General features: G+C 63.3%; 14 protein-coding genes and 1 pseudogene. 7 read left to right on the forward strand and 8 right to left on the reverse strand.

What is annotated here, in order from left to right; all coding sequences use genetic code 11:
* The first annotated feature begins 231 nt into the window (after positions 1–231).
* Entirely contained in the window at positions 232–792 is a 561-nt protein-coding gene (locus NKI99_RS12130) for a fasciclin domain-containing protein (protein WP_352440596.1), read from the forward strand.
* A 183-nt stretch (positions 793–975) separates the two neighbouring features.
* Here the strand turns inward: NKI99_RS12130 and NKI99_RS12135 are convergent, their stop codons facing one another.
* The 3 genes and pseudogenes from NKI99_RS12135 to NKI99_RS12145 form a co-directional block, all read right to left on the reverse strand.
* Positions 976–2,517 (reverse strand): DHA2 family efflux MFS transporter permease subunit, encoded by a 1,542-nt coding sequence (locus tag NKI99_RS12135; RefSeq protein WP_352440597.1) that lies wholly within the window; start codon positions 2,515–2,517, stop codon positions 976–978.
* Positions 2,514–3,806, reverse strand: a complete 1,293-nt coding sequence (locus tag NKI99_RS12140) for an HlyD family secretion protein (RefSeq protein ID WP_023810787.1) — start codon at positions 3,804–3,806, stop codon at positions 2,514–2,516. The genes NKI99_RS12135 and NKI99_RS12140 overlap by 4 nt, the downstream gene beginning before the upstream one ends.
* A gap of 258 nt (positions 3,807–4,064) precedes the next feature.
* A pseudogene (locus NKI99_RS12145) lies at positions 4,065–4,262 on the reverse strand (MarR family winged helix-turn-helix transcriptional regulator); the annotation flags it as partial.
* A gap of 178 nt (positions 4,263–4,440) precedes the next feature.
* Here NKI99_RS12145 and NKI99_RS12150 point away from each other — a divergent pair.
* From NKI99_RS12150 to yihA, 3 genes are all read left to right on the forward strand, one after another.
* Positions 4,441–4,755: a hypothetical protein gene (locus tag NKI99_RS12150; RefSeq protein WP_352610946.1), complete on the forward strand. Its 315-nt coding sequence runs from the start codon at positions 4,441–4,443 to the stop codon at positions 4,753–4,755.
* 124 nt (positions 4,756–4,879) lie between these two features.
* Positions 4,880–5,518, forward strand: a complete 639-nt coding sequence (locus NKI99_RS12155) for a CatB-related O-acetyltransferase (RefSeq protein WP_352610947.1) — start codon at positions 4,880–4,882, stop codon at positions 5,516–5,518.
* Positions 5,515–6,174: a ribosome biogenesis GTP-binding protein YihA/YsxC gene (gene yihA / locus NKI99_RS12160; protein WP_352610948.1), complete on the forward strand. Its 660-nt coding sequence runs from the start codon at positions 5,515–5,517 to the stop codon at positions 6,172–6,174. The genes NKI99_RS12155 and yihA overlap by 4 nt, the downstream gene beginning before the upstream one ends.
* A gap of 152 nt (positions 6,175–6,326) precedes the next feature.
* Here yihA and NKI99_RS12165 read toward each other — a convergent pair whose 3' ends face one another.
* Positions 6,327–7,061, reverse strand: a complete 735-nt coding sequence (locus NKI99_RS12165) for a TetR/AcrR family transcriptional regulator (RefSeq protein WP_352610949.1) — start codon at positions 7,059–7,061, stop codon at positions 6,327–6,329.
* A gap of 132 nt (positions 7,062–7,193) precedes the next feature.
* Between NKI99_RS12165 and NKI99_RS12170 the strand changes: the two genes are divergently transcribed.
* Both NKI99_RS12170 and NKI99_RS12175 read left to right on the forward strand, forming a co-directional pair.
* Positions 7,194–8,393: an HlyD family secretion protein gene (locus tag NKI99_RS12170; RefSeq protein ID WP_352610951.1), complete on the forward strand. Its 1,200-nt coding sequence runs from the start codon at positions 7,194–7,196 to the stop codon at positions 8,391–8,393.
* Between the two features lie 22 nt (positions 8,394–8,415).
* A complete protein-coding gene (locus NKI99_RS12175) occupies positions 8,416–10,011 on the forward strand; it encodes a DHA2 family efflux MFS transporter permease subunit (protein ID WP_023810781.1) in 1,596 nt (531 codons plus the stop codon).
* Between the two features lie 111 nt (positions 10,012–10,122).
* Here the strand turns inward: NKI99_RS12175 and msrB are convergent, their stop codons facing one another.
* From msrB to NKI99_RS12195, 4 genes are all read right to left on the reverse strand, one after another.
* On the reverse strand, positions 10,123–10,626 hold the full coding sequence (gene msrB / locus NKI99_RS12180) for a peptide-methionine (R)-S-oxide reductase MsrB (protein WP_352553164.1): 504 nt from the start codon (positions 10,624–10,626) through the stop codon (positions 10,123–10,125).
* Positions 10,627–10,836: 210 nt separating this feature from the next.
* Positions 10,837–11,394: a fasciclin domain-containing protein gene (locus NKI99_RS12185; protein ID WP_352440603.1), complete on the reverse strand. Its 558-nt coding sequence runs from the start codon at positions 11,392–11,394 to the stop codon at positions 10,837–10,839.
* 223 nt (positions 11,395–11,617) lie between these two features.
* The gene (locus tag NKI99_RS12190; RefSeq protein WP_023810778.1) at positions 11,618–12,346 is read right to left on the reverse strand and encodes an anti-sigma factor; all 729 of its coding nucleotides are present in this window, start codon (positions 12,344–12,346) and stop codon (positions 11,618–11,620) included.
* Positions 12,343–12,882: a sigma-70 family RNA polymerase sigma factor gene (locus NKI99_RS12195; RefSeq protein ID WP_352611048.1), complete on the reverse strand. Its 540-nt coding sequence runs from the start codon at positions 12,880–12,882 to the stop codon at positions 12,343–12,345. The genes NKI99_RS12190 and NKI99_RS12195 overlap by 4 nt, the downstream gene beginning before the upstream one ends.
* A gap of 152 nt (positions 12,883–13,034) precedes the next feature.
* On the opposite strand from NKI99_RS12195, the gene NKI99_RS12200 reads away from it, so the two are divergent.
* A complete protein-coding gene (locus NKI99_RS12200; RefSeq protein ID WP_352610952.1) occupies positions 13,035–14,534 on the forward strand; it encodes an amidase in 1,500 nt (499 codons plus the stop codon).
* Positions 14,535–14,555 lie beyond the last annotated feature (21 nt).

Below are 14,555 nucleotides of genomic sequence, written 5' to 3' on the forward strand. Positions count from 1 at the left end.
GGGGCGATCATGCCCCCGTGTCGTCAAAAAGCTACCAGCCAAATATCCTGTCAGAACACTGAAGGTGCCTAAGTGAACTGCATTACCGCTCGCGCGGGGCTTTTTCCGTTTAAGCAACTCCGGGATCACGTTCCCGTGATCGGCGAAACTTGCGCCTCGCCGGGGGCGTGACTGCCTGTGCGTTTCCAAAGGCTATCAATTCCGATCAGCCCTCACCCGGAGGAAGACCACATGCGCTTGCCGTCATTCAGGACCATCGCCTTTTCCGCGCTCATCGCCGGCGTGGCGATTGCCGCGCCCGCCTATGCCAAAAACCCGAATGTCGGCGGCGCGCCGATGTACACCACCAAGAACATCGTCGAGAACGCCGTCAATTCGAAGGATCACACGACGCTGGTCGCCGCGGTCAAGGCCGCCGGCCTGGTCGACACGCTGCAGGGCGCTGGCCCGTTCACAGTCTTTGCCCCGACCAATGCAGCGTTTGCGAAATTGCCCAAGGGCACCGTCGACACGCTGCTGAAGCCGGAGAACAAGGACAAGCTCACCAAGGTGCTGACCGCGCATGTCGTGGCCGGCAAGATTTCGGGCGCCGAAATGATGAAGAAGGCCAAGGCGATGGGCGGCAAGTACGAGATGAAAACCGTCTCCGGTGACACGCTGACCGCCGAAGTCAAGAAGGGCAAGCTCTACATCATGGATGAGTCAGGCGGCGAGGCGCGAGTGACGATCGCCGACGTCAACCAGTCGAACGGCGTCATCCATGTCGTCAACAAGGTGCTGTTGCCGAAGTAACGGCTTTCGGCAAAGGGGATCAAGGCAGGTCCGTTGGGGCTTTCTCGGCCTGCCGTCCCACCTCATGACGAGGTGCCATGTTTCTTGGGAAGTCGTATCGGCATCGGCCGGGGTCCTGTAGTCCCTCACAGGACCCCGGTTTCTTTTCGGCTGTTGCTTGTCCTGCCGGATGAGCTTCGACCGTCACTCCATCACGGCGCTGTGGTCGATCTTGGCCGGAGTCGCCGGCTTGCGCAGCAACAGAACCAGCGGAATGGCGGCAAGCGACAGGATCATCATCAGCTTGAAGTCGTTCATGTAGCTGATGATGGTCGCCTGCAGCGTCACCACGCCGTCGAGCGCGGCACGCCCGGCGGCGCTGTAGGGGTCCATCGCCTGGAAGATCGCCGGATTGCCGAACGCCTGGTTGTAGGGCGTCACATAGGTGGCGATGCTGGCGTGGTTGATCTGCACGTTCTCCGTCAACAGCGCGGTGACCACCGATATGCCGACGCTGGAGCCGATGTTCCGCGACAGATTGTAAAGGCCTGTGCCTTCCGCGCGCCGCTCCGGCGCCAGCGTGGCGAAGGTGATGGTGGTCAGCGGTACGAAAAGGAAGCCCAGGCCAGCGCCCTGGATGAAGCCGGTGCTGATGATCGTCCATTGCGACACATCAGGGGTCCAGCCGGTCATGTCGTACATCGCCCAGGCGGTGACCAGCAGGCCGGTCAGCAGCAGCCAGCGCGTGTCCACCTTGCCGATCAGCCTGCCGACCAGGAACATGCAAGCCATGGTCCCAAGCCCACGCGGCCCCATGACGATGCCGGCCGTCACCACCGGATAGCCCATCAGCGTCTGCAGATAAGGCGTCATCAGGGCCAGCGAGGCCAGATAGGTGATGCCGATGATGAAGATGAAGATCATGCCGACTGCGAAATTCCTGTCGAGGAACAGCCGCGGGTTCACGAAGGTGTTTTTGGCGGTGAAGGTGTGGACGAGGAAGATGTAGAAGGCCGACGCGCAGATCAGCGCCTCGACGATGATCTCGGACGACGAGAACCAGTTGAGCTGCTCGCCGCGATCGAGGAACATCTGCAGCGCGGCGATGGTTATGCTGAGCATGCCGAAGCCCAGCCAGTCCAGCCTGGCCTTGAGGTCCGTCTTGGTTTCCTGGACGAACATCGACACGCCGGCGAAAGCCAGCGCGCCGATCGGGACGTTGATGTAGAACACCCAGCGCCAGCTGACATTCTCGGTCAGCCAGCCGCCGATGACCGGTCCGAGCACCGGCCCGACCATCACCGAAACGCCGAACAGCGCCATCGCCGAGCCGCGCTCCTCGACGCTGTAGATGTCGAGCAGGATGCTCTGCGCCAGCGGCACCAGGGCCGCGCCGAACAGGCCTTGCAGCAGGCGGAAGCCGACGATCTGGGGCAGCGACTGCGCGAACCCGCACAGCACCGATGCGACGACGAAGCCGGTGATGGATATCAAAAGGATGCGCTTGCGGCCGAAACGATTGGCAAGATAGCCCGAAGGCGGCGTCATGACGGCCGCCGCGACGATGTAGGACGTCAGCACCCAGTTTATCTGGTCGGCGCTCGCCGAAACGCTGCCCTGGATATAGGGCAGCGCCACATTGGCGATGGTCGTGTCCAGCGCCTGCATGATGACGGCGAGGATCACGCAGGCGGTGATGGCGCCGCGATTGGCGACCACGCCACCTGTCGCGGACGCGCCGGTCATGACTTTTGTCCGAACCGGCCGAGGAGGTCCGTCACGAAGTCCGGCAGGCCGCGCGCATGGCCGGTATCGATGCCGACCACGACGCTCATCCCGCCACGCAACGGCGGCTTGCCCTGGAGATCGTCCAACGTCACGCGCATCGGAATGCGTTGTACGACCTTGACCCAGTTGCCGGTGGTGTTCTGCGCCGGAAGCAAGGAGAAGCTCGACGACGACGCCGGGCTGATCGAGGCGACCGTACCGTGCCAGACGGCACCCGGGTAGCTGTCGACGCTGATCGTCGCCGTCTGTCCCGGCCGCACATAGGTCAGTTCGGTTTCCTTCGGCTCCGCCGCGATCCACAGATCGGTCGCCGAAATCAGGCTGAAGGCCGGCTGCGAAGCCGGCAGGTACTTGCCGACCTGAAGCGCGTCGACATTGGTGACGATGCCGTCGAACGGCGCCTTGACGATGGAATCGGCAAGGTTGCGCTGGGCGTCGTCGACCGCCGATTGCGCCTGAAGGTAGAACGGATTCTTCTCCACCGGCTGGCTGGCGTCGCCGCCAAGCTGGGCAAGCGTCGCCTGTGCCTGCGCTTGGGCAACGGACACTTTCTGGCGGGCGGCGACGAGGTCGTGTTGGGCGCTGTCGAAGGTCGCCTTGGAGGAGGTGGAGGTCTTGAGCAGATCCTGCTGGCGTTGGAAAGCGGCCTCGTAGTAGGGGATGTCGGCCTGCGCCTGCTCGATCAGCGCCTGCGACTGCAGGTAGCTCGCCTGCAGGGTCAGCACCTGGTTGCGCACCGTGCCGAGCTGCGCCTGGGCGGCGGCAAGAGCGGTTTCGAAAGAGGCCGGCCGCAGCCGGAAAAGCACCTGGTCCTTCTTCACCGCCTCGTTCTCGTGCACGTCGATCTCGGACACAGTGCCGGAGACATCGGTGGAAACGCCGAGCGATTGCGCCTGGATGTAGGCATTGTCCGTTGTCATGACCTGGCCGCCGATGACGTAGTAGTAGCCGCCGACGACCAGGGCGACCGGAAGCAGGGCAAACAGGATCGGCCGCGTCAGGCTGCGCCTGGGCTTGACCGTCGCCGGAGGCGCCACCGCAACCCCGGCCTGGCGTGGCTCCTTGGACGGAGCCTCGAGCGCCGCCGGCTCCAGGGCGACCGGTGCTTCGAGCTCGTCATTGTCGATGAGGGTGCCGGCTCGCCTTTGCTCGCGTTCGCTGTCCAGTCGGATGACCTGATCGCGCGCCCGGTCGGCGGCGGATCCATCTTCTTCGACAGGCTTCTTTGGTGAGGTTGATTCAGCCATGTGTTTTCTCCCGGTCGGCGGCAGGCTGGGCGCAAGCCGCGAGCAGATTGGATTTGATGAGGATAGGGTTTGCAGCAGATGCAGTTGCGCATCCGCGGAAAGGCCGACGAAGGCCTCGTCACGCGTCTTCTGCCCATTGCTGCGCATGATTTCGATAAGCGGATGGGCTTGCGGCTTCAGGTAAAGCAGCCATGCCAGGCGGTCGGCGGGATTGGGCCGGCGCTCGATGAAGCTGCGTGCCTCCATCCTGTCGAGCAGCCGGGCGAGCGTGATCGGCGTGATCTCGATAAGATCGGCCAGTTTGCTCTGGTGGATGCCTTCATTCAGGCAGAGATAGGCCAGCACCTGCCACTGGGCGCGGGTCAGCCCCGATGCCCGCGACCTCTGCTCGAACCGCTTTCGAAGCAGGCGCGCGACATCGTGCAGCACGAAGCTGATGTTGGGTGACGATGGCATGGGAGGCACTGGAGTTTTTCGGCGCGACTTTTAGTGAGCATGCTTATTATCATCATGCACATAATCCCGCTGGACGCGGTGCGCAAGACGGACTAAGCCCGCCTGGAAAAAATGACGCATGGGCTGCTACGCCACAAAAGCCTCAGGTAGCAGGCAGTTGCCGGGCAAGGATACGACGATGAATTGGCTGAAGATCGCGACCGTGGCGGCCATCGCGGGATGGCCGGGCATTGCGTTCGCAAAGGACGCCGTCAGCTGCGGCGGCGCCGCCATGCTGGGTGGCGCGCAATTGAACTGCAGCCACGTCGAACCCCAGGCGCCGCCTCAGTTTTGCACCTATAGCTGGGCTCTCCACATGCCGACCGGAGACCAGAAAATCGTCGAAGGCAGCTTCATGCTGCCGCCCGGCGCCACGAATGTCACCGTCTATCAGGGCAGCGGTTTCGACAGTGCGCTGTCCGATCCGATCGTGATTTGCCGCGGCAGCAAATGAGCAAGGCCGTCAAGGAAAGCTCGCTCGTCGCCCGATTGGTGCTATAGGGCGGATCACGCTATTTTGAACGGGCGCATCCGAGTTTCGGATGGGCCTGGCTGCCATTTCTCTGACGGATTTCGACATGGACGGACCCAACCCAGACATCAAGCACCCGATCCCGATGCATACCCGCGTCGGCTTCCTCAAGGGGCTGGTGAACGCGCCGAACATCGAGGTCGGCGACTTCACCTATTATGACGACCCGAACGGGCCGGACAAATTCGCCGAGAAATGCGTCCTGCATCATTATCCGTTCATTGGCGACAAGCTGATCATCGGCAGGTTCTGCGCCATCGCCGAGGGCGCGCGCTTCATCATGAACGGCGCCAACCACGCTATGTCCGGCTTTTCGACCTATCCGTTCAATATTTTCGGCCATGGCTGGGAAAAGGGTTTTGACCCGGCGACCTGGTCCAGGGAAGTGCGCGGCGACACCATTGTCGGCAGCGACGTCTGGATCGGCATGGAGGCGGTGATCTTGCCCGGGTTAAAAATCGGCCACGGCGCCATCGTTGCCGCGAAATCGGTGGTGACGCACGACGTGCCGCCCTATGCGATCGTCGCCGGCAACGCGGCCAAGATCGTAAAGATGCGTTTCGACGACCGGACAATCAGGCGGTTGCTGGCGGTGGCGTGGTGGGACTGGCCGGTGGACAAGGTCAGCCGCAACCTCGATGCTATCCGGGGTGCCAATATTTCTCTTCTGGAGGCAGCAGCTTGAACGCTCTGAACAGCAGCATAATCGGCACCGAACTGTTCACGCGAGGATGGATCTTCATCCGCGGCGTGCCGGCCATGAAATTCTTGCCGCCGGAAGGGCCGCCGGAAATCGCCTTTGCCGGCCGCTCGAATGTCGGCAAGTCGTCGCTGATCAACGCGCTGGTCAACCAGAAGGGGCTGGCGCGCACTTCCAACACGCCGGGGCGCACCCAGGAGCTCAACTATTTCGTGCCGGATGGATTTTCGGGTGAGGGCGCCGACCTGCCGCCCTTGGCGCTGGTCGACATGCCCGGCTACGGCTACGCCACCGCGCCGAAGGAGAAAGTCGACGAGTGGACCAAGCTGGTCTTCGACTATCTCAAGGGCCGCGTCACGCTGAAGCGCGTCTATGTGCTGATCGACGCCCGTCATGGCATCAAGGCCAAGGACGATGAAGTGCTGTCGCTGCTCGACAAGGCGGCGGTGTCCTACCAGATCGTCCTGACCAAGACCGACAAGATCAAGACTGCCGGCGTGCCGAGGCTGATCGAGGATACGCTGGCAAAGATCAAGAAGCGGCCGGCGGCGTTCCCGTTCGTGCTGGCGACGTCTTCGGAAAAAGGCGAGGGCCTTCAGGAATTGCAGGCGGCCATCGTGCTTGCCGCCAATGGCGGCTAAGCTATGTCGATATTCAGGTGATGCCGGCCTGCAAACGACGGCTTTCTGCGCTTCCGGTGCTCACGGACCCGAATGTCCGCTCCGCTCCGGTTCTCGAAAGCCACCGTTTTCGGCTCGGCCTGACCTGAATCTCAACACACCTTAGAACTGGGTTAAGGCTTGGCCTCGATAGCAATCGTCTGATGGCCTTCTTCCGCCGCAAGCCTGTCGGTGCCGTATGCCTTCAGGAACATGCTGACGCCTGACCTGACGATGTGATCGATCTCGTCCTGGGTCGGGGCTTTCGTGCGATAGGCGAAGATGCACTGGCGGAACAGACCGGCCAGGCACAGTTCGGTGAACTGATAGGCGGCAAGATCGACATCGTCGATGCGCAGCAGGTCGCGCTCGATGGCGGCATTGAGAAAGGCCGCGACCTTGTCGTGGCCACGCTTGGGGCCGCGCTCGTAAAAACGCGCGCCCATGTCGGGTATCCGGTCGGATGCCCCGATCACCGTGCGCTGCGCCTGGATGACCTTGGCCGACGTGATCTTGAGGGCCAGCACCTTGCCGAACTTCACCAGCGTCTCGCGCAGGTTGTCGGCGTTGTCCAGCACGTCATACATGTTCTTGAAGATGGTGCCGCGCTCTTCCTCGATCAGCGCCTCGAACAGCTCTTCCTTGTTGGCGAAGTAAACGTAGATCGTACCCTTGGAGACGCCGGCCTCGCGGGTGATATCGTTCATCGAGGCGGCTTCGAAGCCCTTGTCGATGAAGACACGACGGGCGCCGTCGATGATCTGGCTGCGCTTGACCGGATCCTGCCCCGCGGCCGGGCGGCCACGGCGCAAGCTTTCCAACAGGTCGTCGCACGACTCGTTTTCGACATTGGGCGGGGTCTCGGCCATGAAAGTCACACCTCGAAAATAATTCGAACCAAGCAGTTCGATTGCCCTTGATATGGTCCTCTTTACGCGCTATGTCAACGGCCGGATCGAACCGAACGGTTCAGTATCATATTATAACTTTAGAGAGATGTCATGTCCTCGAACGCGCCGACCACAGCCGAAGTCCGTCCCTTCCCCAACGCCAAGGTTGCGCCGGCGACGGAAGCACCGGATATGCCTGTCCAGCCCGTCTCGTCGCCGCCGGCAGAGGCCCCGGCCAAGAAGAAGCGCTCGGTGCGTTCTTTTCTGCTGCCGATCATCGGCGTCGCCTTGCTGAGCGCCGGCGCCTGGTACGGTTACGATTACTGGACAACGGGCCGCTTCATGATCTCGACGGATGACGCCTATGTCCAGGCGGACATGGCGTTCATCTCGCCCAAGATTTCCGGCTATGTCGATCAGGTCAAGGTCAGCGAGAACCAGCTGGTCAAGGCCGGCGATCCGCTGCTCGTCGTCGATGACGGCGATTACAAGATTGCCGTCGCCCAGGCCGAGGCGCAGATCGCCACCTTGAGCAAGACGCTCGACCGTATCGACGCCCAGACCGACGCAGCCCGCGCCTCGCTGCAGCAGGCCCAGGCGCAGAAGGTCGCCGATCAGGCCGCCGCCGACAATGCAGCCAAGGTCGCGGCGCGCGCCTCGCAGCTGCTCAAGACGCATGTCGGCACGCAGGCGCAGCTGGACGACGCCCAGACGGCGGTCCAGCAGGCCGATGCCGCCCTTGTCGGCGCCGACGCACAGATCGCCGCCGCGCAGGCCAATATTGGCGTGCTGCAGGCGCAACGCGCGGAATCGGCGAGCACGCTGGCGTCCCTGCAGCTCAGCCATGACAAGGCGCTGCGCGATCTTTCCTTCACCGTGCTCAAGGCGCCTTATGACGGCATCGTCGGCAACCGCTCGGTCGAACAGGGCGACCTTGTCAGCCCCGGCCAGAAGCTCGCCGTCATCGTGCCGATGGACAAGCTCTACATCGTCGCCAACTTCAAGGAGACGCAGCTTGCCCGGCTGGTGCCCGGCGAGAAGGTCAAGATCTCGGTCGATGCGACCGACGGCCAGGACTTCGAGGGGACCGTCTCGTCGCTGGCGCCGGCTTCGGGTGCCGTGTTCTCGCTGCTGCCGCCCGAAAACGCCACCGGCAACTTCACCAAGGTCGTGCAGCGCGTTCCGGTCCGCATCGATGTGCCCGCCGATGCGCTGAAGAGCGGCAAGCTGCGCGCCGGCCTGAGCGTCGTCGTCGCCGTCGACAGCCGTACCGCCCCATCTGGTTCGGCATCAGCGGCAGCGTCGAACTGAGCGGCCGCCGGGGAGCAATGCCATGGCAACCGCAACCCTGACAGCAGGAGCGCCGCCGGCGAGGCCGGCTGTGCCTGACACCATTTCGACGCGGCGCGTCATCGCCTTCCTGGCGATGGTGTTCGGCATGTTCATGGCCATCCTCGACATCCAGATTGTCTCCGCCTCTCTGTCGGAAATCCAGGCCGGCCTGAGCGCCAGCTCCGACGAAATCCCGTGGGTGCAGACCGCCTATCTGATCGCCGAAGTGGTGATGATCCCGCTGTCGGGCTTCCTCAGCCGGATGCTGTCGACGCGCGTGCTGTTCACGATCTCGGCGGCGGGCTTCACCGCGGCCAGTGCGCTGGCGGCGACCGCCACCAACATCGACCAGATGATTGTCTACCGCGCCGTCCAGGGCTTCATCGGCGGCGGCATGATCCCGAGCGTCTTCGCCGCTGCCTTCACCATCTTCCCGCCCTCGCGCCGCGCCTTCGTCTCGCCGATGATCGGCCTGGTGGCGACGTTGGCGCCGACCATCGGCCCGACTGTCGGCGGCTACATCAGCCATGCCATGTCCTGGCACTGGCTGTTCCTGGTCAATGTCGTGCCCGGCATCCTGGTCACAGCGGCGGCCTGGACGCTGATCGACTTCGACAAACCCAACCTCAAGCTGTTCAGCAAGTTCGACTGGTGGGGCCTCGCCGGCATGGCGGCTCTCCTGGGCTGCATGGAATATGTGCTCGAGGAGGGTCCCAACAATGACTGGATGCAGGATCAGGGCGTCTTCATCTGCGCCATTGTCATGACCATCGGCGCGGTGCTGTTCTTCTGGCGGGCGTTCACCGCCGAGGAGCCGATCGTCGACCTGAAGGCCTTCACCAACATCAACTTCGCCTTCGGCTCGCTGTTCTCCTTCGTCATAGGCATCGGCCTTTACGGCCTGACCTATCTCTACCCGGTGTATCTCGGGCGCATCCGTGGCTACGATTCGATGATGATCGGCGAGGCGCTGTTCGTCAGCGGCCTGGCCATGTTCTTCACCGCGCCGATCTCGGGCATCCTGTCGAATAAGATGGACCCGCGGCTGATGATGATGATCGGCTTCTTCGGCTTCGCCACCGGCACCTGGTGGATGACGCATCTGACCGCCGACTGGGATTTCTATGAGCTGCTCATCCCGCAAATCCTGCGCGGCTGTTCGATGATGCTGTGCATGGTGCCGATCAACAACATCGCGCTCGGCACCTTGCCGCCCGAGCGGCTGAAGAACGCTTCAGGCCTGTTCAACCTCACCCGCAACCTTGGCGGTGCGGTTGGCCTCGCCCTGATCAATACCGTGCTGATCGACCGCAATGCCTTCCACTACGCAAGGCTCTCCGAACATGTGCAATGGGGCAGTGAAGCCGCGCAGACCAAGCTGCAGAACATGACGCTCAATTTCGAGCAAACCCCCGGCCTCGACGCGACAAGTGCCGCGATCTCCAAGCTGTCTGGCATGGTCCAGCAGCAGGCGGCGCTGCTGTCCTTCATGGATGTGTTCTTCATGCTGACGGTGCTGTTTGCGACGCTTGGCATGTTCACCATGCTGATCCGCAAGCCGGCCGCGGCGGGCGGAGGTGGCGGCGGCGGCCACTGACGTGGGCAGCTGTTTCGGGAAGCTCCTCCAGTCCACGCCTGAAAAAGCTCTGACCGCGCAAAAAACTCCGGGCCCGCAAGCCCGGAGTTTTTCATATCCAGTTGGAATTTGTCAGGCTGTGGCGGGCTTGAAGGTCAGCGCGACGCCGTTGATGCAGTGGCGCAGCCCGGTCGGCGCCGGACCGTCGTCGAAGACATGGCCGAGATGGCCGCCGCAACGGCGGCAATGCGCCTCGGTGCGCGTCATGCCGAGCGAGCGGTCCACGGTCGTGCCGATAGCCTTGGGGATCTCTTGCCAGAAGCTCGGCCAGCCGGTGCCGGAATCGAATTTCGTCTCCGACGAATAGAGCGGCAGGTCGCAGCCGGCACAGGCGAAGATGCCCTTGCGGTGTTCGTTGAGCAGCGGGCTGGTGCCGGGATACTCCGTGCCTTCCTTGCGCAGCACGTTGAAGGCGGCAGGCGACAGGATGGCTTTCCACTCGGCGTCGGTCTTGGTGACTTCGAATTTTTCGGCGGCCTGTGCTGCCTGCGGATCGCCCATGCGCAGCATCGTTGCCGCGATCCCGACGACGCCGATGGCGGCGGCACCGCTCAAAAGAAAGTCGCGACGGTTCATGACCAGTTCCTCCTGATGTCCTTTTGCCAAACTATACCGTCGCGCGGAAATCAAAAGCCGGTGACGGAAGCCCCTCGAACGAACACTCCGCGCCCGCCCACATCCGAATGTGGGAGGCGCGGAGTGCGCGGGTCAATTGCGGAGCACAGAGCGGGATCGTGCAATCGACGGAGGGCCCTTGCTGCCAGTTCGCCGGCAGCAAGCCCCTTGTTACATCTTCGGCAAAAGAACCTTGTCGATGACGTGGATGACGCCATTGGACTGTTCGACATCGGCGATCGTCACATTGGCGACATTGCCGTTCTCGTCTGTGACGGTGACCTTGCCGCCGTCAGCCTTGAGCGACAGCTCGCAGCCGCCGGCCGTCTTGACCTTGTGGGTGCCGCCGTCAGCCTTGGCCATCGAGGCCACGTCCGCCCCCATCGCCTTGGCACCGATGACATGGCAGGTCAGGATCTTGGTGAGCTTGTCCTTGTTTTCAGGCTTGAGCAGCGTCTCGACCGTCCCGGCCGGAAGGGCTGCGAAGGCCTCGTTGGTCGGAGCGAACACGGTGAACGGACCGGCGCCCTGTAGCGTCTCGACAAGGCCGGCGGCCTTCACGGCGGCGACCAGCGTGGTGTGGTCCTTCGAGTTCACGGCGTTCTCGACGATGTTCTTGTCGGCAAACATCGCGGCGCCGCCAACCATCGGGTTTTCGGCATAGGCGGCGGTGGCAAGGGCCGAAACGGCGATCGTACCGGCGAGCAAAAGGGTGACGTATCTACGCATGATGTCGAACTCCTCGGGTTTTTCTCTTCCCATTTTTGGGGACGCGAGGAGATACGGGACAAAATCGCCCGAGTTTCAGAAATATCGTGATTTTTTATTTTATCTAACGCGCCCGGCGGATTTCCCAAGCAATCGGTCGCGGCCGACATGCTGTCTATGGGCATGTTCAGTGAGGGATAGACTTATGATAGTCTTTTGTGATTTTTCAAGCGCGCGGAGCCGGTCAGATGCTCTTCAGGTCGCCGGCGGCGACTACCGGTCCGGTCGGCTGTCCGGTCGGCGAACCGCCTGACGGCTCGAGGCTGACGGCAAGCACTGCGCCCTGGGCAAGCTTCTGCTGGGCCGCCGGCGAGACGACAATGTGCGCCGTAGCGCCGGCCGGAATGACGCCCATCGACACCGGCGGGTTCTTGCCCTCGATCATCCACAGCTCGAAGTCCTTGCCGGAAGCACGCTCACCGGAGACATGCGACAGGCCGATTTCGTGATGCGCGGCATCATAGACGGCGAGATATCTGACGTCGCTGCCTTCGGCGGCCAGCGAAGCGACGAGGCGCGCCTGCGGCTGCTCGACCGGGGGGTTGAGGACTGGCACGGCGATGTAAATCGCCAGTGCCGCAGCCGCGGCCGCGGCAAGGCCGCGCCAGAAGGCCAGGCTGGACCACAGGCCGCCGCGCGATTCGGCGGGCGTGGTCACGGCGGCAGCGTTGGCGAACAGGCGGCGGTCGACAGCGGTCTTCACCGAAACCGACGGCTCGACTTCCCGATAGGCGGCGGCAAGCGGTGAGAGACTGACCTCCCAACTCTCGACAAGACGAGCGAAAACCGTATCCGCATCGATGCGGCGGGAGACGATCTGGCGTTCGTCGGCATCGAGCACGCCGAGAACGTATTCGGCGGCGAGCAGGTCGTCGCCTCCACGTTCCGGTCCTGTGTCTTCTGCCAGCGTCATCTTTCCAGACATTCTCTGAGTTTCAACAGGCTGCGGCGCAGCCATGTCCGCATCGTGTTCAGCGGCACGCCATGGCGCTCCGCCAGTTCGGCATAGCTCTCGCCCTTGAGATAGGCGCCCCGGACGGCGGCTGCCCGGTCATTCTCCAATTCATCGAGACAATGGTGGATACGTTCGGATTCGTCGCCCGCCACCGCCATCGCTTCAGGCCCCGGCGCCGGATCGGCCACGTCGAGCGCGGCATCGATGTCGGCGGCGGGCTTGCGTCCCGCTCGTATGCGATCGATCGCATGGTTGCGCGCGATTGCCACCAGCCAGGAGATCGGGCTTAGATCGGAGACCGCAAAACGATCCGCCTTCGTCCATATCTTGACGAAGACTTCCTGCAGCGCTTCTTCCGCGTCTCCCCGATCGTTCAAGACACGAAGGCAGACGCCAAAAAGTTTCGCGCTGGTCTGCCGGTAAAGCAGATCGAACGCGGCCCGATCCTTCATCGAAGTCCGAACGATCAGCTTGGTGATGTCCTGCGGCGTCATTGCAGGCAAGTTAGGCGATTGCGATGTATTTGCAACGGCGGAAATAATCTTGTGCACGCTTAAGCTTTTGTGTGTCGCCAGCCCGGATCCGTCGACCGATTGCCAATGGAATCGCCACTGGCTAGCTTGCCCTCAGTGATGGGGGAGCGCGCATGTCGGTCGAACGGATTCTTTGGGAAGAAGATGCCACGGGCCTCGCCAATCTGGTCCGCAAGGGCGACGTTTCGGCCGTCGAGCTGACGGACACCGCGATTGCCCGCGCCGAGGCCACCCGTCCCGACATCAATGCCACGGCCGAACCGCTCTACGATGCCGCCCGGGCCCGCGCCAAGACCATCGACCGCTCGCTGCCGCTGGCCGGTGTTCCCTTCGCCATCAAGGATCTCGGCATCGCCATCAAGGGCGTGCCGACGCATGGCGGCAGCCGCATTCCGGCATGGCTGGCCGACGTCAATTCGGTGCTGACCGACCGCTATCTCGCTGCCGGGCTTATCCCGATCGTCACCTCGACATCGCCGGAGCACGGGCTTCGATTGATGACCGAATCCAGGGCCTTCGGCATCACCCGCAATCCGTGGAACACCGGCCTTACCAGCGGCGGCTCTTCGGGCGGTTCGGCAGCCTTGGTCGCAGCCGGCGTCGTGCCGGTGGCGCATGCCTCCGATGGCGGCGGCTCGATCCGCGTGCCTGCCGCCTGCACCGGGCTTGTCGGCTTGAAAACATCGCGCGGCCGCACACCGCTGACGCCGCTGGTGAGCGAAAGCTGGTACGGCATGGTCGTCGACCATGCGCTCACCCGTTCGGTGCGCGATTGCGCGCTGCTGCTCGACCTCATCCACGGGCCCGATCCTCTGTCGCCCTATGCCGCGCCGCCGCCGAAAGGCACGTTCGCGGCTGCCGCCGCGCGCGATCCCGGCAAGCTCAGCCTGGCCGTGTACCGCAAATCCCCGCTTGGCCTGCCGATCTCGGACGAGACGCTCAAGGCGCTCGACAAGGCGGTGGCGCTTGCCCGCGAGGGCGGCCACACGGTCGAAGAGATCGACCTGCCCTTTATCGGCCGCGATTTCTTCGCCGATTTCTGCAGGACGGTTGCCTCCGCCGTTGCCGGCACGATGCGGGCCGAAGCGCTGCGTGTCGGGCGCTCCGTTACCGGCGACATCGAGCGGGCGACGCGCGTGCTCGCCCGCTTCGGCGAACTGGTGTCGGCCGGCGAGACCTATGCCGACCTGCAGCGGCTGCATGCCGCCTCGCGACGCCTGATTTCGGAGACCGTGCAGTACGACGCCGTGCTGATGCCGGTCATTGCCCACCCGCCGCTCGCCTGCGGCGCCATGGATCCGAAAGGCGCCGACGAACTCATCGAGAACCTGCTCGACAAGCTTCATCTGACGCCTTTGCTGAAGCTGAAGCCGTTCTTCGGGCAGCTGATGGACAAGAGCCTCTGGTTCACCCCTTGGCCGGCGATCCAGAATGTCAGCGGCCAGCCGTCGATCGCGCTGCCGGTCCATGTGACTGACGCCGGCCTGCCGCTCGGCGTCCAGGCGGCCGGCCGTCCGGGCGACGAGGAGACGCTTTTGTCGCTCGCCGCGCAGATGGAGAAGATCTCGGGTTGGCTGGACCGCAGGGCGCCGCTGATGGTGCCGCCACAATGACGAGGTCGTGAAGCGCTCGAA

Source organism: Mesorhizobium sp. M0239, from assembly GCF_040321815.1.
Lineage (GTDB): Bacteria > Pseudomonadota > Alphaproteobacteria > Rhizobiales > Rhizobiaceae > Mesorhizobium.